The organism is Klebsiella sp. Q2 (genome assembly GCF_009900705.1).
Taxonomy (GTDB): domain Bacteria; phylum Pseudomonadota; class Gammaproteobacteria; order Enterobacterales; family Enterobacteriaceae; genus Klebsiella; species Klebsiella quasipneumoniae.
Genome location: NZ_JAAABE010000001.1, coordinates 505,613 through 524,846, shown reverse-complemented (window position 1 = coordinate 524,846; position 19,234 = coordinate 505,613). Strand labels below are relative to the sequence as shown.

Below are 19,234 nucleotides of genomic sequence, written 5' to 3'. Positions count from 1 at the left end.
TTTTCCTTTTCAGTTATTCGGCTTTGCGCCAGTCGCCGTTGGCCAGTCCGTCGAGTGTATAGCCGCCCATGGCGTAGCGGATCAGACGCAGGGTGGGGAAGCCGACGTGGGCGGTCATCCGGCGCACCTGGCGGTTGCGTCCCTCGTAGAGCGTAATTTTCAGCCAGCGGGTGGGAATCGATTTGCGCTCACGAATCGGCGGGTTGCGCGGCCACAGCCAGACGGGTTCCTCCACAAGTTCTACGTCGGCAGGCAGGGTGGGGCCGTCGTTGAGGGTGACGCCGTCGCGCAAGGCGGTCAGCGCCTCGGGCGTGGGTTCGCCTTCCACCTGAACATAGTAGATCTTGCCGGTGCGCTTACCCGGCTGGGTCAGCTTCGCCTGCAGCGCGCCGTCGTTGGTCAGCACCAGCAGGCCTTCGCTGTCGCGATCGAGCCGACCGGCAGCATAGACGCCCGCCACCGGAATAAAATCTTTCAGCGTGCTGCGCCCGGCCTCGTCGGTAAATTGCGGCAACACATCATAGGGTTTATTGAACAAGATCACAGTTTTTGGCTGGCGTTCTTTACGTTGTCTGGTGACTTGTTGTGTGCTGAATCGCTCAACGCGATGTTTTCTAAATGAAGTTTTCTGCATGGTATTTTCAGGCTCTATCAATTGCCGCATTATAGCCTAATTACGAATGCCTTTCATGGACGCAAACATTCAGGTAGTATTGACATGCTCATTACAAATTATTAACAAAAAATTGCTCAAACCGATTCGCACTATAGGCAGGAAGGCGACACGGACGCGATAGCTCCGGTTAGCGGGAAGACCCGGTACTCCGAAGCTGGCCGACTCAGCCAACACCAGGCTCGCGTGAAGAGGGAAGAGCAGAACCAGAAGCGCTCGAAGGAGAGGTTAATGGAAAGCAAAGTAGTAGTTCCGGCGGAAGGTCAAAAAATCACCCTGCAAAACGGCAAACTGAACGTCCCTCACAATCCGATTATCCCGTTCATTGAAGGTGACGGTATCGGCGTTGACGTTACCCCAGCGATGCTGAAAGTGGTTGATGCCGCCGTTGAGAAAGCCTATAAGGGCGAGCGTAAAATTTCCTGGATGGAAGTTTACACCGGTGAGAAATCGACACACGTCTATGGCCAGGATGTCTGGCTGCCAGCTGAAACCCTCGATCTGATTCGTGACTACCGCGTTGCTATCAAAGGTCCTCTGACTACCCCAGTCGGCGGCGGCATTCGTTCCCTGAACGTGGCGCTGCGCCAGGAGCTGGATCTCTACGTCTGCCTGCGTCCGGTACGTTACTACCAGGGCACCCCGAGCCCGGTTAAGCACCCGGAACTGACCGACATGGTTATCTTCCGTGAAAACTCCGAAGATATCTATGCAGGCATCGAGTGGAAAGCCGACTCTGCTGAAGCAGACAAAGTGATCAAATTCCTGCGCGATGAGATGGGCGTGAAGAAAATTCGCTTCCCGGAACATTGCGGCATCGGCATCAAGCCGTGCTCTGAAGAAGGCACCAAACGTCTGGTTCGTGCAGCCATTGAGTATGCGATCACCAACGATCGTGATTCCGTCACTCTGGTGCACAAAGGCAACATTATGAAGTTCACCGAAGGCGCGTTCAAAGACTGGGGCTACCAGCTGGCTCGCGAAGAGTTCGGCGGCGAGCTGATCGACGGCGGCCCGTGGGTGAAAATCAAGAACCCGAACACCGGTAAAGAGATCGTGGTAAAAGACGTGATCGCCGACGCCTTCCTGCAGCAGATCCTGCTGCGTCCGGCGGAATACGACGTTATCGCCTGTATGAACCTCAACGGCGACTACATCTCTGACGCGCTGGCGGCACAGGTTGGCGGTATCGGTATCGCCCCGGGCGCCAATATCGGCGACGAGTGCGCGCTGTTCGAAGCGACTCACGGTACTGCGCCGAAGTATGCTGGCCAGGACAAAGTGAACCCGGGCTCCATCATCCTGTCCGCAGAGATGATGCTGCGCCACATGCAGTGGTTCGAAGCCGCAGACCTGATCGTCAAAGGCATGGAAGGTGCTATCGCCGCCAAGACCGTGACCTATGACTTTGAACGTCTGATGGAAGGCGCTAAACTGCTGAAATGTTCAGAGTTTGGCGACGCGATTATCGCGAACATGTAATCTGGCCCCAGATTATGTCAGAACGGGAACCTGGTGGTTCCCGTTTTTATTATTAGTTTTCGAACGGTTATCAAAATTTTATCAAAACAAGTTATCAAAACCCCTCCCGAAAAACCTCATAAGGCCACCGTTGTCCACCCCTTCCCACGATCATCATGGTACCTATCCGTTTGTTGTTGAGTTTTATGTCCAAGTAAATCTTTCGTGTTTATACCTTGGGCTTTATATAACCGCTCGGAAAGCGATCTTTGTTCATGGAAAGTTGCCGGTGTACCTTGTCCCCAGTCAATATCTGCACTGTCTCTTGCCTTGCTGAAATTCATGGTCAGTGTTCTGGGTTTCACCTGTGCTCCTCGCTCAGCCTGTGAGGTGGTTCTAAAGAAATGAACCAAATAAGGGCTTACTGCATAATCCCAGCAACGACTGATTACATCTCGGAGGCTCCAGTTGATTGCGTTGCAACGCAGAGCTAATGGTATAGCGATTTTGCTTCCGGTTTTCTCTTGCTCAACGTGTAGATGATCGTCCCAGATGTCCGAGAATTTCATACGGGATATATCACCTAGTCGCTGTCCTGTTACTATGGCTAAAAGCATGGCGTTCCCCATGTATTTGTGATTTTCATCGGCTATATCAAAAATCTTTTGCCATTCCTCCAGAGTGAGGCGCTGGCGAGTGATCTTTCTACGAGGTTGTTTAGTTGCTAGTGCAGGGTTATAACCAGGAGGTACTTCTCCCGCATGCTGAGCTTCTTTAAAAACATCTATTAGGACAGAGCGAATGACCTGAGCCATTCTGGGTTGTCCCTCCGCTAAATATTCATCAAGAATTTGCGCAACATCTCGAACATTGACAGCGGATATTAATTTCATTCCTACCCGTTCCTTAAGCAGAGATACTGGTTTTGCTTTTTGTTTGATAGTGTTTTCTTTAATATCTCCGGACTTTAATCTTTCCTGCTGAATCTTCCAGTAGCGCTCAAGCCAGGTGTTAGTTGATATTGCTTTTCCTGTGCTGGTGGAAATTCTGTCAGTGATTGCCATTATCTGGCGGGTTTGTTGTTCCGCCAGTCTTTTATTTGCTTCAATAGCTATTGCCGAGGCCTCTGCTTCGTCTGTTCCTAGACTATGAAACTTACCAGTTATCGGGTGCTTATAACGCCAGTATACTTTATTAACCTTTCTACTGAAGAGCGGGTATAAATTTGGAATTGATATATTATTTTTACGTGGTCTGGCAGCCATCGTTCAAAATCCTCTGCAAAAGAACAGGGTCGCTTTTCTTTACTACAGGAGTGGTCAATGTACCAACCAACTCAGCATCCTCCCTGACGCGCCAGAATCGACCTTCTTTTTTGGCTGGGGGAGAAAACATATTCTGTTTAGCATAATTCCTGAGAGTGGAAACACTTGGGGGATTGCTTCTGTATTTCTCGTTTGCCCACTCTTCAAGGGTTAACATCTGGAGCATATGTTTTACCTCATTATGGCCCATTGCTGGGCCTGTACCTGAAAATAAAAAATCAGTTTTGCATCAATTTTTGCAGCACATGATTGCCGGCAATTATTCGCTGCCAGATCGCTGATACATAGCGGGCCTGATGAATAGCATCAGCGAGGGCATTGTGACGAGACCCTTCAAACGGGATCGTTGTTTTGGGGTCGAAGCTAATGGCCTGGCCGAGTTCTACCATTGTTCGTACGTCCCGATCGTTCCAGTATTCCCACGGATAATCTTCAGCAATGCAATCGTAAGAAGAACGCAGAATAGAGTTGTCGAATGACGCACCGTTACCCCATACCTGCGCCTTTTTGCTCCCACCAGCGACATTATCAGAAACAAATTCTCTGAACTGGAGTAATGCATCCAGCAACGGGATAGCATCATCATTTACGATCTCAGAGCGTGCTTCGGAGGACTGCTTAAGCCACCAGATAACAGTTGATGGATCGATTACGGCGCCCCAGTTCACAGAGGATTCAAGGCATACGACTTTATAGAAACTTTCTCCAATAGAGCCGGTTGCCGGGTCAAAAACAACCGCACCAATAGCGACGATAGGGGCGTTATGTTTTTTACCCATGGTTTCCAGATCAACCATAACGTGAACATAATCAATAGGCTGATCTTCCACCTTATTATGAGGACTGGATTCAATATCTATAGCATCCGTTTGATGAACAACTTCATCTGTTTTTTCTTTTTGGTTAACCTTGCCCGTAACGTCAACAAGACCGTCAATGGAAAATACTCCGTCCCCAATTTTTGAAACCTCAGGTTGCCTTGATTTGGGAAGGTCTTCGGTTACCCACTTCGGATCAGTAGGGTCGCTAATCCCTTCGACATATTCGCCGCGCTCGGCGGCCAGAACCTGATTAGCGTTCGGACGCTGCTTTTGAGCTTCTTTTACGAGTTCGGTGCCAACTGCTTTAAAGTCAGAGGAGAGTGTTTCCAGTTTTGCGCTGCTATCCTCTCCGGCGATTGCTTGGTTTATTGCATCCAGAGTGACTGCAGCAGATGGAATATGTCCCGCCTTGGCAAGCATTTCAGCGCTTGGGGTATCATGCTTATGTTCAGTCAGATTCGCGTTGATGTAGCCACGCAACCGATCTGGAAAAGGAGTTATTCCACTGGATGCTTCCCTGATCAGTGCAAAAATCGCTGCACGGGAATAATCAAGGATGCCTGGTGTGCTCCGTAATGCTGCAGACCATTCTTTAAATGGACTTTCTTTCTTCTGTACTATTTCCTTCGCGCGGCGGTGGACTGATGCCGGAAAATTATAGATATCAAAATCCATAGGCATCGTCGCAAGGGCGATCTCTATATCCAGAGTATCCAGCGAATGCTGATAATCCGGATTGCGGTCAGTTTTGTTACCGCCACCAGCATTGGCGCCAGTATCGGTTTTGTTTATTGAGGTGATATAGTTTCCAGCAGCCCATTCCTTTGTAAGGATCCCGCGGTCAATGTGAGACGTTTCAAGCCACAATTTGGCGAACTGAATTTGCTTGCCGAGCTCATGGCGTTTCCCCGCAGGAAATACGCTCTTAAATGCACTGGTAAATTTCCACAGGCCAGGCATATCATATTTTTTAAGCTCCGGAATATTTTCTGCCGTCAGCAGCAGATTCTGCACACCGTGATTATCCGTATCCATTTCCATCGCTGAAAGGCGGTTACGATGAGGAATGCTAATGTGATACACGTGACGTTCGTCGGCCATATACTGGGCAAGCAGCTGCGTGCGGAATGACATTTCCGCCAGGTTGAAGAGTGCTTCTTCATTGTTCGAATAGTCCTCTTCATTGCTATTTGCAGGAGAGATATCGTTTTCTGGTTTACTGGAGGGCTGTGGTTCAGCAGCCGACGGCGCAACGATTTTTTGCCATGTCAGCCCGTCTTCACCACCAAGCTCGTAGCGATCGCACCAGGTGTCATCCAGTACACCTTCTTCCGGTAAGTCATCAACGATGAGCCAGTTGGTGCGGATCGGCAGCTGATGGCTGGCGCCGCGGCCAACGTTAATTTCAGCGTCTTCCAGGATGTCCAGGATTTTGCGCTCGGCGCGAGAATCGGATTTAGCAGTGAACCAGCAGAAGAGACTTTTCGCTTCGTTTGCTTTTGCCTTCGCTTTAATGAGATACGGGTAGTTGTTCATTGCGTTTGGGCTCCTTTGGATTGTAAGATACCCGGCAGCTGATGGCAGCCGCCCTGGTGGTGGTCATTGGTCAAAACTCGATTCCGGAAAGCTTTGGTCGGCTGACCGGGTACTTAACCCGCCTTGCGCGGGTTTTGTGCTTTATGGGGCTGGCGAATCGCCCCGCAGCAGCTGTGATACGCGAACGTCGTCAAGCGCTCGCAGGATAGGCTCAAAAGTTTTATGGGCTGGCAGTTTAGATACCGCAGTGATCACTTCTGTAACGGTGATGTCATCGCCGCGGGGGCTATAACCACCACCTGGGCCACGCTGTGAAATTACCAGGTTACCCGCCCGCAGCTTTTTGAAGATCTGCTCAAGGTATGAAGTAGACAGCTTTGACTCTTTACTGATGGCCGTCAGTGAAACGGGCGAGCCGTCATAGAGCTTATTCAAAGTGGCGGCGGCCTGGACAGATGCCAGAACGCGTTTCATTCCAAATTCCATAATCACTTCTCCGGCCGTAACGGCCATTGGTCAAAACTCGATTCAAAAACTCACTGCAGGCTGTTGGTCGACAGCCATTTTTTGTGCATTTCTGTAGGGGAGGCACTGGCCCTGTACTTTTTGTTCATCGGCGTTGCTGTTGCAACTGGCCTCTGATGGATAAACACCGATCAGAACATCAGAGCATTCACCAGTGAGAGCACATACGCTGATGACAAGGGCAAACAGAGTATTCATGCCTCAGCCTCAGGGTTTCCTTTCTGCGCCAGTAAGTAACACAGCTGGCGTAGTCTCACCTCGAACCAGTTCAGGCGGGTCGCCTGGTTCCCGGTAGGTACTCGGGCAAAATCCTTCATAGTTATCTCCAGTTAACTCAGTATTAGGATGTGGTTTTGCAATGCGGCGCCGGGTGCCTCCCGGTGACGGCAGCCAGTTAACAACTACCGCCGACAACTTTTTCCCCACAACGTGTGAATAACCGCCATGTTTACTTTTTTAACTGTGTCGCGTGCGCATAGCCGCATTCACCGCATTGCAAACCCTGATTTTTTATTTTCACTACTTCGACGCGCTTCGTCGGTGGTGTCGTGACGCTGATCTTCACGATTGAGCTTTTTCACCCTGCAATTCACCACCACGAAGCGCGCAGGATTTCCATTACATTTCAGAAGAGGCGCAGTCTGCCGGCTTACCTGAAAGTGCCGCGGTAAACTCGCTGAAACTCAGTGCCTCTTCACCTTCAGAGAGGTTTTCAAAATAGTCTTCGTATGCTTTATCCATACTTATTTCCTTCCCTTAAGGCCGGGCAGCCGAACATTGAACCTGCTGCGATTGATATTGCTGTCATCTCATCCGGTGTTTCGTATGCCGCCGGCAGCTACTTCGTGGGCTTCCTGCCTCGATGACGTCATAGGACGGAGATAGTATTATCGATATAAACTACAGCTGTCAATTAAAACTGATGATTTAAATTTCAGAATTGGATGTGAGGTGGGGAGCAGGCACAAAAAAACCGCCCGAAGGCGGCGCTTATGAAGGGGGGGGAAGGCTGTTCTAGTCTTTCTTTCGTTTCATTAAATATTCGTTCATGAAAGCATCGAGTTCTTCCAGCCTTAACTGCATTAACCCGACGAATCGTTCTTGCTCCACTTGAGGAAGCTGATCGTAAATTTCTATGAGCTTTTTGGTCTCCGGGGTAAGGACATAGATATCTTCCGATCTTGGCGGCTGCAGCGTCTCTTCGTCTTCATCTGTCATGAAAAACCAATACAAAGGTTTTCCTGTTATATCAGGAAGTTGCTCAAGCATTTCTTTTCTGGGAAGGATTCCAGCCTGACACCAGCCATTCACTGATTGGGATGTCGCACCGATCCTCCGCCCCAGTTCTGATTGAGACATTCCTATCTCATCTAAGACTCGTTGCAGTCGAACACCAAAGTTCATCTTCATCCACCCAAACAAACACATGAGAAAGATTATACAGATTTTTTCTTCAGGCCTCATATCGAATGATTTGACACTATCGAAATAAACTGATTAAACTGTAATTCAAATTTACAGTTTTTAGTGGAGCAGCGTATGAAGCCATCACTTCAAAAAAAATTACTTGCCGTGTGTAGCCAATCGGAAATCGGACGGCGGCTTAATCGGCGAGCACAAACAGTAAATGGTTGGTTCAAACATAAAGTTCCCGGCGAGTTGGTTCTGAAAGTCAGTAAGGCATTGGAGTGGAAAGTTACTCCGCATGAACTCAGACCAGACCTCTACCCAAACCCAACGGATGGATTACCGAAGGAGTAAGTATGCAAACCATCTCTTTTAAAAATCATAACCCGGTAATGGGCCTGCAACTGAACTCAGAAAATCAGTTTTCCGGTCTACGCCGGGCTCGGATGAAGAGTAGAGCAATTTTTGCTGCCGTTCAGGAATGGGAGTCGACTTTACCTGGACGAGCACAGGACCACATCGCGCAGCTGGTGGATGAGCAATGGAGAAAACAAAACGGTCGCGGAATAAACGTCAATAAACAGAATCTGTACCGCTACCTGAAAAACGAATCTGGATCAGAGAAGTACACCAGTTACGTCATGCAGCTTTCAGGAGCGATCGCTGATGCAATGCCTATTGAGATTGCGCGCAAACACGGATTGAAACGTGGATTGACTGAAAGCGAGCTGGTGGCTCAAGCAATCAAAGAGTGTAGCGAAGCGCACCAGGCAAAATTGCTTGGCGCTCCGTTGCAAAAGTTAGAGCGTGAAATTCGGGAGGCAGCAATTGCACTTTTTAACATGCTTCCTGCAGATGCGGCGGGACCACTACTGGCGAGCATAAGCGCCGTAGCGCCACAGTTTTTTTAATTGAGTTTTGACAATGAGTACCGTACAGAAAATAGGGGGGCTTCATGAGCATTGATGCAATGCGATGGGCCAAAAAAGTCAAGACAGGGAAGTCCTCTGCAAAAGCTGTTCTGACCTGGATGGCCGACATGTGCGGAGCTGATCTCTGTGCTTTTCCATCCATTCCTGCGCTGGCTGAAGCAACTGAGCTGGATAAGAAAACGGTCCAGTCGAGCCTGCAGTATCTGGTTTCGATCGGGCTTATTGAAGATACAGGTGAACGGCGTGGAAAGACTAAACAAATCCCGGTTTACAGGCTTCTTGGTGTGGAAGAAAGCGTTGCCGAAATTGAACACACCCAAAAACGGGAACATTACCAAAAACGGGATCGTTTAAACACACCCGAAAACGGGGTTGTTACAGCAGAAAAGGCACCCGAAAAAGGGACTGTTTCCTGTACACAAAAAAAACAAACGATCCCGTTTTTTCCGTCAAACGATCCCAAAAACGGGATCCGGAATCTACCAGAGGAACCAAAAGATATAACCCCCACACATAGGGTTTTGGTCGGACCAGTTGTGCCTGACTATCCGAATCAACCGGGAATAGTTCCTGGTGAAACACAAGCATTCGGAAAATTTGCGATGTATTTCGGATGGAAACCTTCCGAGGATTTTCCCCGACTGGCAACGATTTGGGGAATGCCATTAAGACCGGGGATAAATCTTGCGGCCGAGTTGAGCAGTTTCATCGCGTACTGGCAGGCTGAAGGCAGGGCGTTTCACCAGGTCCAGTGGGAGCAAAAACTAGCAAGACATCTTAACCGTGCGGAAGTCCGCCATAAAAAACCAGTGAATGGGGGTAACGATCATGTGGGAGTACGAGCAGAGCCAGCAGCATCCAGAGCTGTTCAACAGATTCGAGCCGCCCGTGAGCAACGGTTGCGAGCTGCGGGAACAGACGGCCGTAGAAACGTCGTGGCGCCTATGGGAAGTGATGGGCGAAATCTTTTCGAACCGATGGATCCTGAAGAACGGAGAGGAACCATCAGAACTCTGGATCGCTCAGATTGGGTCGATGAGTGAAGCCCAGATTACGCTGGTTTGCCGGCAGTGCATGGAGCGTTGCGCCGCGGGCAGCACATGGCCGCCGGATCTCGCTGAGTTCGTCGCGCTGGTATCTGCTAGCGGTGCTAACCCGTTCAATCTGACATCCGATGCAGTGATGGCGGAGTACAAACGCTGGAGAAACGAGTCTTACCGATATTCGGGAAGCGACAAATACCCATGGAAACAGGATGTTCTGTATCACATTTGCATTGAGATGCGGAGAACCGGAGTTGAGAGGAACCTGACGGAGGGAGAGCTGAAAAAACTGGCAGAAAACTTACTCACGAAATGGACCAAACACCTGGCTAACGGGTTTTCGATTCCGCCAATTCGTCAGCAGTTGGCTGCACCGATACATCCAGCAGGACCGACGCCAGCACAGATTCTGATGGAAGAGTACAAACGCCGCAAGGCGGCAGGTTTAACCAAGTAAACGAGTTTTGACCATGACCAAACAATCAAAAACCAAAGTAACCAAAGCACAGATGGTGCTTGCCATCGTTAGCCGGACGCCAGAATGCGTCCTGCAGGATGTCTGCGATGCGCTCGACTTGCAAGCCAGTACAGCAGGTAACTTGCTGCGGCAGCTCCATGCCGCGGGAAAACTCCATCGTACCCATAACGGCTGCCAGTATGTCTATCGAGTGGTTGCAGGCGTTGAGGTTCCCGATGTTGCCCTGCCGCAGGCTGCAACACAATTATCTGAAGAAGATGTGAAAAAAGTCCAGGACGCACTGTCCCTGGCGAAGATGCTGGAAGACAAAAAGCTGTGGCGCCGGGCTGCGACTGTTTACACATCGACGCTTGGGATGGCTACAACAGCGAACGAACTCTGGTTGCTTGCCAAAATGCGTAACCGCTGCTTGCGCAATGCGGCGAGATGCTGATTATGCCTTAAATAGAATCAACAGCAGCTGGTACGGGATGTCAAAGCTAAGTTTAATTATTCCGGGGTGAGGCAAAGCTGAGATGTCCGCTGAGTGCCAGAAGCGGACGTTGCTAACAGCGTAGTGTGTTAATCTATAGGGCGCAGGTCAAACCATCTCGTCAATAGGATTACTAACTCAAGTTTCATGAGCAATATTACTTTGCAACATTTATCTTAATTAGCTATAAAGATAGAAAAATACTATTAATTAGGATAAGGGTATGCAAAGCACAGCCTTAGACAAAAGTCAAGAGTTTCAACTTGTTGGGAATGATGATGTTGCCGAGCAGCCAACAATTAATGCAACTCAAGAAATAAAAGACAGTGTGACTCCAGAGATTATAATCGCACTTTGTGGGCCAATTGGTTCACCGCTACATGAGACTGCTGAGCAGATATCATTCTCGCTAAAAAAATATGGCTATAAAACATATGATATACGTTTGAGTGATCTAATCCGGATTAATTCAAAATATACAAAAATTAATCTTGATGAAAGCACTAAGCTAAAGAAATTCAAGTCGCTGATAACTGTGGGTGATAAACTTCGTGAAATTTACGGTAGTGATATTCTTGCAAAATTAGCTATTGCTAAAATTAGCGCCGAGCGTAAAAAAAACTTTGGTGAGTTTGATGATATTGTCAATGAATCCAGCAAAGGGGAAGCGAGTAAGATTAAAAATCAAAAAATTTGCCATATTATTGACTCAGTTAAAAACTCCTCTGAGCTTGAGTTGTTGAAATCAATCTATGGAAAAATGATTTTCTCTATAGGTGTGTTCTCCCCTTTAGAGGCAAGGCGTGAAAACCTTTCAAAAATTAATAGTCTAAGCGTTGAAGATATTGCTGAACTAATCAATACCGATTCTGGGGAAGAGTTCGACCATGGGCAATCAGTTAGAGACACTTTCCCGAAATGTGATTATTTTTTGCGGGTTGATAGTGGGTTGGCAGAGCCAGGAAATGCCGAGGCTAAAGGCCAAATTCTATCTAAACTGGAACGTTTCTTTAAGCTAATTTTTAGGAGTTCAGTTATATCACCGACTGAAGAGGAAAATGCAATGTATGCAGCCACCTCAGCGGCTCGTAATTCTGCATGTCTATCAAGACAAGTTGGTGCTGCAGTAACATCTTCATCTGGAGAACTTCTTTCTACCGGTTGGAATGATGTGCCTCGTAATGGTGGTGGCCTCTATGGTAAACAATCTATCCGCTTAAAAGTTATTGATCCTGATCATCGTTGTTATGCTTTAAAAAGTAGAAGTTGCTCGAATGATGCAGAAAAGAGAATATTGGCTGAAGTTGTCATTGATAGCCTTGTACAGGAAAAAATAATCTCTGTAAAAAAAAGAGAAGATGCGATTCAAACCATTTTAAAAAACTCACGATTAAAAGATTTAATAGAGTTTTCAAGAGCGGTTCATGCAGAAATGCACGCGATTCTTGGCGCATCTCGTGTGGCAGGAGAAAGAATTTTAGGCGGGAAAATATTTGTAACAACCTATCCATGCCACTCCTGCGCAAGGCATATTATCGCTTCTGGTATCTCTGAAGTATATTTTATTGAACCGTATAGAAAAAGCTTAGCTCTTAAGCTTCATTCGGATGCGATGACCGAATCAGTAATCGAGACGGATGAAAAAGTGAAGTTGATACAATTTGATGGAGTAGCTCCAACCAGGTTTCTTGAGCTTTTTGAATCTGGATCTCGAAAATCTAAAGCTGGGGTGCTAGAGTTAGCGACAGAGGGGGCGGCTATGCCAGTGGATAGCGTTAGTCTCAAAGCGATTCCTAAATTAGAACAGGTAGTTATTGCGGAAGTTGATAGTAATAAACTTAACTTGTTGAGGCTTGAGTGATTTATATGAAAAAAAACGACATAAACCAGTTGGAACTACCTATATTAACAGAAGTTATTATAGGAACAATCCGCTCGAACACGAGAAGTGTCCAACACACTGCTCAACCGTCTAAATGTGAGAGTGAGTATGTCGAACTTGCAGGTTCTGAAGATATTGAGATTTATCAATCGATTAGCAATGCTTACTTCAGGGCCTTATCTACTCAGAAACGTTAGTCAATTGCCATGATTTAGGCTTCGTTTTGGATAAGGATTGGTTTTGGATACGCATGTCCTTTTTGCTACATGCGTATCTATAAGCAGAAATCTGGACTGCCCCCATACCCGTAGACAAATTCTGTCCTCACTACGATGCCTGTTCAAAGGCTTCCGGACTGATGCCGCCGGGATGGCTGCCCTGGTCTGAGTGTGCGATGACATCGCCTTCAGGTTTGCGAGCGCCCGCTTCCGCAACAACGTAGGTTTCATCGACCAGCCGACCATGTTACGGGCGAAGAGATCGATAACCGCCGCCAGATACAGCAAGCCCTGCCAGGTGCGGACATAAGTAATATCGGTAACCCAGACCTGATTGGCCCCAACGACAGTAAACTGGCGCTGCACGCGATTAGTGGCAACCACTGAGGGGCGGCCAGCGATACGACGCGGAACTTTATAGCCACGTAAGGCTTTAATCCGGTTCAGTTGCATAATAAGACCCATCCGGTTTTTGCCGCATGATTCACCGATTTCATTCAGATCGCCATGAACCGCACGATAGCCATATACGCCACCGCTCAGTGAAAAGGTATCGCGGATGAGCGTCAGCAGACGCTGGTTATCTTTATCCCGCCAGAGACCGGATTATGAACCCACGCATAAAACCCGGCCCGAGAACATTAATTAAGAATCAACTCTGACCTGAAAATACTTCCGAATTGCAACGTCGCGGTTTGCTCGTCATCCTGAATATTGTTAGCCCCCATCATATCGATCCAATGGTTACGAGATGGGGCGATTAGCGTCTCAATGGTTGGCTGCTCTCTGAGCAAATAGATGGCATCCACATTCATTCCTTGCCTTACGGTAACTTTTGAAATCATATCGTCATAAATATAGATCGGTCTCGGCAACTGGAAAGTAACCTCTCGACCTCGATAGCGACCACCGAAAAGATGAGCTCTTGAGGTGCTTTCCAGCAACTCTTCGCGTGCGCGTCGGTCGCGATCTGAAAGAAACTCTATACGCTTTTTATCTGTTTTTTTTGTCGATGGAGGTATGGCTTGCGGTTTCCCGCAAGGCGCGGCTACCGCCTCTGCCGCTGTTTCAAAGCCTGTTGACCGAAGCAGTTTGGCCATTACGCCACGGGTTGCGGCGTCCTTTACAAACTCCATTTCACTTTCGGTAATAATTACAGGATCTTCAGGTTCTGGATCAATGATCTTCAGGTGACTTGGATTACTGTCCTCAATGCCGATACTAAGACCTGATACCAACCTCTGCCCTGTATCCCTGTGATAGCGGATGTCGTCCTTTGTGGAGAAAAGATCAATCTAAACATGAGCATGGGTTAGCCAAAAGTGGCATTAAACGCTTGAACATTTCACCTAACAAGTATACTGTTTATTTATACAGTATTTGCGTGAGGAGCTAGTTATGAAAGTAGAAATCACAATTGATCGCCAAAAAAAATTGCCGGATGGTGCTGTGCCTGCTCTGGAGAAGGAGCTACTGCGGCGATTGGATCAAAACTTTAATAACTGCAGTCTTGTGATTCGTCGGGCCAGCTCTGATGGGTTGACCGTGCTTGGTGGAATGGACGGAGATAAAAAACGTGTAGAGGAAATCCTGCAGGACACCTGGGAAAGCGCTGATGACTGGTTCTGTTAAGTTGAGGTCCAGTGGCTTACCTGGTTTATTTTGAGGATTTTGCTGTGGGTAAAAAACAAGAAACGCCAAACACCGGCTATGCAATTATCAGATGCGACGATGGGGTGATCGTTGCCCGTCTGACATCCTTTCCTGTGTGTGAGCGCGCTCTGATGTACCGGCGCGGCGACACTGTTTCGTTTATGCCTTTGCAGCCGGATGAGATAGTGGGGACTCTCTCTCTTTTTTCACAGATGATTGAAAAGGCTAAGTCTGGAGTTGGTTACCAGGTTCCCCCTGGTTCTGTTACAATCCCGTCATAGGCCTGAACAACCTATACCTGCTGCGTCGCGGAGAGAAACCATGACGCAAACCCCCGAAGTATCAAAATCCCATCAGACTGGTGCTCCTTCATCGAGCGCCGGTTTGCTTTCGTCTTCAAAACTAACTTTTCGCCAGCAGGAAGTTTTCGATCTGCTGGTGGCCTACATCAATCAGCATGGCTACCCACCTACGCTATCTGAGCTGGCCGATATGCTCGGCGTTAGCTCGTCTAATGCTGTCCTGTTGCATCTGCGTGCGTTAGAGAGAAAAAATTTTATAAAACTCTCTCGCCGTGTCTCCAGAGGAATTTCCATCGTCGGGCGAAAGGAGCCTGTGCTCGCCGTGCAGCTGCTGCAGGAAATGATCGCTGAAGAACCCGGCGCGCGTGAAAGAGCGATTGAGTTTTTACGACTGTTCGGTGATCAGCCATGAAGAAAAGTTGGTTTTTACACGAGCAACTTTCAGAGGCTGAAGCTACAGAGCTGGTGGAGCGATACCGTAAAAATAACTGTGTGGTTGAGAAAAGCTTGTCCAGAGACTTTGCATCGTGGGAGATCCGCGTGTTGTTGCCGGAATCGAAGAAGCCGCCACGGATTGACAGGACCTACATACAGAAGATGTGGAGGGACTGATGCGAGCTTTGCTTAACGTGGATATTGCACGCCATCTTGGAATTGTGCTGCTTAAGCCGGGTAGTGAATTAATGCCGTTATTCGGTGCCGGCCGAGTTCTTGTTGAAATGCCGCCGGCAAGCATGAAAAAGATACCCAGTGGACGTCTTCCTGATGCCCGGCAGCCGTTGCGGGATGATGTGGGGATCAGACCTTTTTTCATGAAGAAGGCAGTTATCACTGCAGCTGGTGGGGTTAGTGCCCTCGAGTCATGGTTGCGTAGGCAGGTTAAAAACTGTCAGTGGACACATTCCGATTACCATCACCATGAGCTCGTCCCGTTTCGCCATTCGACGGGTGTAATAATCGCATGCTGGCACTGTGATAATGAGCTGAAAAACCAAACGGAACAAACCCTCGATCAACTGGTAGGTGTTAACAACGCTGACTGGGTAATCGACACTGCCCGCATCGCGCTTGGTCTGGATGCTCAGCGCTCATTGTCACTGGCGGAGCTATGCTGGTGGGCGGTAGGCGCCGGGATTGGCGATGAAATTACAGAAGAAATGGCGCGCCGATCCCTGCGTATTAAAGACGATGGGATTAAATCGGTTTACAGGGAGAGTGAGATTGTTCCGTCGGTACCGGCCACCAGCATTCTTTCTCCCCGTTTCGAAAAAGCAATCAGGCCAACGGCAAAAACAACGCCGGACAAACCTCTGGTTCCTGTGAACGTCGATCCTGTTGCACCGGCGACACTATTCGCGAGACCTAAGCGGAGCCGATGGTTATCAGCTGACTTTATCTCATGGGTTAAAAAACAGCCGTGTATGTGCTGTGGGCAGCCTGCAGATGATGCACATCATCTTATTGGCTGGGGGCAGGGCGGCGTAGGCACCAAGGCCCACGATATTTTTACGATCCCATTATGCCGCAAGCACCACCGCACTTTGCACCATGACCCTGCCGCTTTTGAGCGTGAATACGGCACCCAGCCGGTATTAATTATTAAATTGCTGGACCGGGCATACGCGCTCGGCGTTCTGGCGTAGTAAGGAGAAGAACAGAATGACACCACGTCAACGCCGTCTACACTGTGCAGGATTAGAAACAGTGGCCGCCGCCCCGCGCAAAAGCTGGCTGGGCCGATTCACTCCCCTTAATGGCATTCAGTCCGCCTGGATAAAATCTCTGCTTACTGTATGGGGAGAAGGTATGAGAGGAGGTGCGGCCCCGCGCAAACCATCAGGACATTCATGCTGGCGAGGTATGAAGGGTGATCACTGGTCAGATAGAGCACTAGAGCGCTTTACGGCAGCAATCGAGCAGGCAAGGAGTGAAGGCTATCGCGGGCGGCAGGCACTAAGCAGGGCGCATGCCATTTTGTGGCCAAAACCTGCAACTGTCGCCATTGACGCTGCGATCACTGAGGATGATGTTGAATTTGTTGAACGATGTGTACTGGCGATATTTGAAACGGGTGATCCTGTTTATCTCGTTGGCGTTAACTATTACACCACCCGCAAAAAAATCTCAGACATAACACGGGAAATACAGCTGGTGGCGCCATGGTTAACAGACAGTGAGGCCCGGAAAAGAGTGCGCTGGTGTCTTGAAATATTCAGAGCAAAAGCTTTCCTTTCTGTTCATAAGGCGATTCATGCGGATTAGCAAAAAGTGCTATGTTGCCTTTTTGGTATTGAAAATGGGCCAGAAAGTTAGATAATTCCCTCATGCTTGGCAGAGCTGCGCCACTCGGCAGCGACAAAAAGCGACAATCTGAATATAACGAAAACCCCGCCCGTGCGGGGTTTTTGCTTTCCGGCGATACGACAGGGGTATTCGCGAGATGCGCTGCATCAATACCCCTGTCATATCGTCGTATTGCATACGCAATCTCACATGCTTCAGCATTCACTGAGGATTTTTAGTGATTTTTTTGAAGATCTCTAGGGCTTCGGTTGTTAACTGATCATGTTCGCTAAAGTAACTGTCACATGCTGCCTGCTTTTGAGCAGGGGATAGATTAGGGTTGCTTGTTAATTCAGCAGTTTTAGCTGCTATTTCTGCCAAACGTTCAAAAATCTCTGAAATTCTTTGGTTATCAGTAGATAGCATTTTACTTACCTCGTATTTACCTGATATCAGTGAGTGCTACATTGAGTCAGGGCTTCGCAATAGCTTTAAGTATTAGAATGCATACAATTTAAGTGGGCGTTGTTGGCTTATATTATGGCAGAGGCGCTGGCGGTATGGTCAGATATTGACACTTTGAATGTTTGCATCATAAATTATCGAGGTGGTGAATCCCCCTATGCGGAGGGGCGACCAGTCAGTTACAGAAACCTGTAAATGCAGCGCGGGCCATGCCGACTGGGGCATGCTCACCGGGAGGCACCCGGCACCACACTAATGCCTTAACATAGTGACTGTAATGACAAAAGCCTTGCTCTTTTTGTCTGTCAGGCTATGGTTAACGAACGTAACGGTAAAAAAAGAAGGCTTTCCTGGTAAATCGGTAGCTCGGACTATTAGGTGCACCTTCCTTTCGTTACAGCCTTGGTTGCCAACTTTCTTCCCGCTTCTCTAAGCGGGTTTTTTTTGTTCATAATCTAGCCTAAGCACTACTTGGGCTTTTCACATCAGTAATCAGGTCATGGTAATTGGATTACAGCGTGCTGTACTTCACGTTTAATCTCATACGCGCAAGATTCGCACCAGACTGCGGTTTTAGCTCAACAGCTTGAGCGCTTTAACGGTAAATTGAACATCACAAGCGAGAGCACTTATAGATTAAGGCAGTTCTTTGTTCCCAAAGGTGGTAGCAAAAAAACAGGGGGAATGTTTACGTATCACTACCCCTGCTTCTTGAAAAGTGGATAACCGTTAATATCTTTTTTTGAAAGTTTTTTTATATCCGCGTCTTTCTTTGATGTAAGACATCAGTGAACCCACTGCAACTAAAAGAAGAACAACAGCTAACGCTAGCATCATTATGGTTGTCATGTGAGCTTATCCTCTGAAAGACTATGGATATTGTGGTTCGCGTGAGGCGTAGTGTGCGAGTTAAGTGAGAAAATTCCTAACAGTATTTTTTTCTTAATTTGATAACAGATATGAAAATTTATTGTTGTTTTTGTAATGATTAAATATGCAGTGATTAATTATTGCCCGCTAGGTTATACAGTTTCCGAAAGATGTATTTTACTGGTTACATTGAATTGACCAGGCGCATATCGTGTAGCTAATGTGGGTGTGTGGTGAATCCCCCTGTGCGGTGGGGCGACCAGTCAATTTTTTCTTTGAGCACACACGCGGGTCTGTTGACTGGGGCAGACTTACCGGGAGGCACCCGGCACCACACATACTGCATAACCCCCTAAAGGCCTTCCATTGCGGCAGGCCTTTTATCTTGCCGATGCCAGAACGTTAATTTTCTGCCAGTAAGCCGAGACCCGTCTAACAGGTATTCATCGGCCGCATTGCCTAATGGGCTTACTTCTCTAATCTATACGAGCGCAGCAGTGGATGCATTACCAGAGATTATGATGATGTAAAGCCTAAGCGGTGGGAAGTTTGTCTTGAGTGAAAATCTTACTACAGTGAGGGCACATCAGCGCAGAGCCTTTCTGGACTCGGGTGTAACTATGTTCTGATTGGTTGGTGCAGCTAGGGCAGGTACATTTGATGAGGTAGTTGCGATTGTTTTTTGAGTTTTTGCGTTGTTGCATATGATATTTCCTAATGAATGGTCCGCAACAATACACTATCCCCGGGCACATAGCTCGCGTTGAATTATCTAGCCACCTATTCAGGGTGGTTTTTTCATTTTCAGGTACCTGGAATCATCATTGATAAGATTTCCTCCTGCCGGTCCTGAACCTTATCAAACACAAAGCACCCCGTTAACCCGGA

General features: G+C 48.0%; 25 protein-coding genes and 1 pseudogene. 13 read left to right on the top strand and 13 right to left on the bottom strand.

What is annotated here, in order from left to right:
* Positions 1–13: 13 nt before the first annotated feature.
* Entirely contained in the window at positions 14–664 is a 651-nt protein-coding gene (gene rluE, locus GT756_RS02770; protein WP_004206640.1) for a 23S rRNA pseudouridine(2457) synthase RluE, read from the bottom strand.
* 240 nt (positions 665–904) lie between these two features.
* Between rluE and icd the strand changes: the two genes are divergently transcribed.
* A complete protein-coding gene (gene icd / locus GT756_RS02765) occupies positions 905–2,155 on the top strand; it encodes an NADP-dependent isocitrate dehydrogenase (RefSeq protein ID WP_004150800.1) in 1,251 nt (416 codons plus the stop codon).
* 116 nt (positions 2,156–2,271) lie between these two features.
* On the opposite strand, the gene GT756_RS02760 is transcribed toward icd, so the two are convergent.
* The 7 genes from GT756_RS02760 to GT756_RS02735 all read right to left on the bottom strand — a co-directional run bounded on the left by GT756_RS02760 (position 2,272) and on the right by GT756_RS02735 (position 7,700).
* Positions 2,272–3,399 (bottom strand): phage integrase Arm DNA-binding domain-containing protein, encoded by a 1,128-nt coding sequence (locus GT756_RS02760; RefSeq protein WP_160124547.1) that lies wholly within the window; start codon positions 3,397–3,399, stop codon positions 2,272–2,274.
* A complete protein-coding gene (locus GT756_RS02755; protein ID WP_012542206.1) occupies positions 3,380–3,625 on the bottom strand; it encodes an excisionase in 246 nt (81 codons plus the stop codon). The genes GT756_RS02760 and GT756_RS02755 overlap by 20 nt, the downstream gene beginning before the upstream one ends.
* A 52-nt stretch (positions 3,626–3,677) precedes the next feature.
* Positions 3,678–5,816: an exonuclease gene (locus GT756_RS02750; protein ID WP_160124546.1), complete on the bottom strand. Its 2,139-nt coding sequence runs from the start codon at positions 5,814–5,816 to the stop codon at positions 3,678–3,680.
* A 141-nt stretch (positions 5,817–5,957) separates the two neighbouring features.
* On the bottom strand, positions 5,958–6,302 hold the full coding sequence (locus GT756_RS02745) for an Rrf2 family transcriptional regulator (protein WP_014228879.1): 345 nt from the start codon (positions 6,300–6,302) through the stop codon (positions 5,958–5,960).
* Positions 6,303–6,344: 42 nt separating this feature from the next.
* Positions 6,345–6,539, bottom strand: a complete 195-nt coding sequence (locus GT756_RS02740) for a DUF1482 family protein (RefSeq protein WP_063002092.1) — start codon at positions 6,537–6,539, stop codon at positions 6,345–6,347.
* 420 nt (positions 6,540–6,959) lie between these two features.
* Entirely contained in the window at positions 6,960–7,082 is a 123-nt protein-coding gene (locus GT756_RS26305) for a hypothetical protein (RefSeq protein WP_016529975.1), read from the bottom strand.
* Positions 7,083–7,355: 273 nt separating this feature from the next.
* Positions 7,356–7,700, bottom strand: a complete 345-nt coding sequence (locus tag GT756_RS02735; RefSeq protein ID WP_223168509.1) for a transcriptional regulator — start codon at positions 7,698–7,700, stop codon at positions 7,356–7,358.
* A gap of 180 nt (positions 7,701–7,880) precedes the next feature.
* On the opposite strand from GT756_RS02735, the gene GT756_RS02730 reads away from it, so the two are divergent.
* From GT756_RS02730 to GT756_RS02705, 6 genes are all read left to right on the top strand, one after another.
* Entirely contained in the window at positions 7,881–8,102 is a 222-nt protein-coding gene (locus GT756_RS02730) for a YdaS family helix-turn-helix protein (protein WP_004147982.1), read from the top strand.
* 2 nt (positions 8,103–8,104) lie between these two features.
* Entirely contained in the window at positions 8,105–8,659 is a 555-nt protein-coding gene (locus GT756_RS02725; protein WP_017898969.1) for a toxin YdaT family protein, read from the top strand.
* A 44-nt stretch (positions 8,660–8,703) separates the two neighbouring features.
* Positions 8,704–9,723: a DnaT-like ssDNA-binding domain-containing protein gene (locus GT756_RS26095; protein ID WP_254067420.1), complete on the top strand. Its 1,020-nt coding sequence runs from the start codon at positions 8,704–8,706 to the stop codon at positions 9,721–9,723.
* Positions 9,635–10,180, top strand: a complete 546-nt coding sequence (locus GT756_RS02715; protein ID WP_227639789.1) for a replication protein P — start codon at positions 9,635–9,637, stop codon at positions 10,178–10,180. Before GT756_RS26095 ends, GT756_RS02715 begins: the two co-directional genes overlap by 89 nt.
* A 13-nt stretch (positions 10,181–10,193) precedes the next feature.
* A complete protein-coding gene (locus GT756_RS02710) occupies positions 10,194–10,634 on the top strand; it encodes a hypothetical protein (protein ID WP_065804438.1) in 441 nt (146 codons plus the stop codon).
* 262 nt (positions 10,635–10,896) lie between these two features.
* The gene (locus GT756_RS02705) at positions 10,897–12,534 is read left to right on the top strand and encodes an anti-phage dCTP deaminase (protein ID WP_112162509.1); all 1,638 of its coding nucleotides are present in this window, start codon (positions 10,897–10,899) and stop codon (positions 12,532–12,534) included.
* A 393-nt stretch (positions 12,535–12,927) separates the two neighbouring features.
* Here the strand turns inward: GT756_RS02705 and GT756_RS02700 are convergent.
* Both GT756_RS02700 and GT756_RS02695 read right to left on the bottom strand, forming a co-directional pair.
* A pseudogene (locus GT756_RS02700) lies at positions 12,928–13,411 on the bottom strand (DDE-type integrase/transposase/recombinase); the annotation flags it as partial.
* A 3-nt stretch (positions 13,412–13,414) separates the two neighbouring features.
* Positions 13,415–14,011 carry a hypothetical protein gene (locus tag GT756_RS02695; RefSeq protein WP_198129499.1) on the bottom strand — a complete coding sequence of 199 codons (597 nt, stop codon included), beginning with the start codon at positions 14,009–14,011 and terminating at the stop codon, positions 13,415–13,417.
* 160 nt (positions 14,012–14,171) lie between these two features.
* On the opposite strand from GT756_RS02695, the gene GT756_RS02690 reads away from it, so the two are divergent.
* The 6 genes from GT756_RS02690 to GT756_RS02670 are packed head-to-tail and all read left to right on the top strand — an operon-like array spanning position 14,172 to position 16,990.
* Positions 14,172–14,405: a DinI family protein gene (locus GT756_RS02690; RefSeq protein WP_012542186.1), complete on the top strand. Its 234-nt coding sequence runs from the start codon at positions 14,172–14,174 to the stop codon at positions 14,403–14,405.
* Positions 14,406–14,416: 11 nt separating this feature from the next.
* Positions 14,417–14,707 (top strand): hypothetical protein, encoded by a 291-nt coding sequence (locus tag GT756_RS02685; RefSeq protein ID WP_077253592.1) that lies wholly within the window; start codon positions 14,417–14,419, stop codon positions 14,705–14,707.
* A gap of 40 nt (positions 14,708–14,747) precedes the next feature.
* A complete protein-coding gene (locus GT756_RS02680) occupies positions 14,748–15,140 on the top strand; it encodes a DNA-binding protein (protein WP_049114843.1) in 393 nt (130 codons plus the stop codon).
* Positions 15,137–15,340, top strand: coding sequence for a hypothetical protein (locus GT756_RS26360; protein ID WP_017898980.1), 204 nt, complete (start codon positions 15,137–15,139; stop codon positions 15,338–15,340). Before GT756_RS02680 ends, GT756_RS26360 begins: the two co-directional genes overlap by 4 nt.
* The gene (locus GT756_RS02675) at positions 15,340–16,371 is read left to right on the top strand and encodes a DUF968 domain-containing protein (protein ID WP_117137685.1); all 1,032 of its coding nucleotides are present in this window, start codon (positions 15,340–15,342) and stop codon (positions 16,369–16,371) included. Before GT756_RS26360 ends, GT756_RS02675 begins: the two co-directional genes overlap by 1 nt.
* A gap of 16 nt (positions 16,372–16,387) precedes the next feature.
* Entirely contained in the window at positions 16,388–16,990 is a 603-nt protein-coding gene (locus tag GT756_RS02670; protein ID WP_117137684.1) for a hypothetical protein, read from the top strand.
* A gap of 243 nt (positions 16,991–17,233) precedes the next feature.
* On the opposite strand, the gene GT756_RS02665 is transcribed toward GT756_RS02670, so the two are convergent.
* The 3 genes from GT756_RS02665 to GT756_RS26030 form a co-directional block, all read right to left on the bottom strand.
* A complete protein-coding gene (locus GT756_RS02665) occupies positions 17,234–17,437 on the bottom strand; it encodes a hypothetical protein (protein WP_004147997.1) in 204 nt (67 codons plus the stop codon).
* A 768-nt stretch (positions 17,438–18,205) separates the two neighbouring features.
* A complete protein-coding gene (locus GT756_RS26355) occupies positions 18,206–18,310 on the bottom strand; it encodes a small membrane protein (RefSeq protein WP_223172886.1) in 105 nt (34 codons plus the stop codon).
* A gap of 569 nt (positions 18,311–18,879) precedes the next feature.
* On the bottom strand, positions 18,880–19,050 hold the full coding sequence (locus GT756_RS26030; RefSeq protein WP_004148000.1) for a YnfU family zinc-binding protein: 171 nt from the start codon (positions 19,048–19,050) through the stop codon (positions 18,880–18,882).
* Between the last annotated feature and the right edge of the window lie 184 nt (positions 19,051–19,234).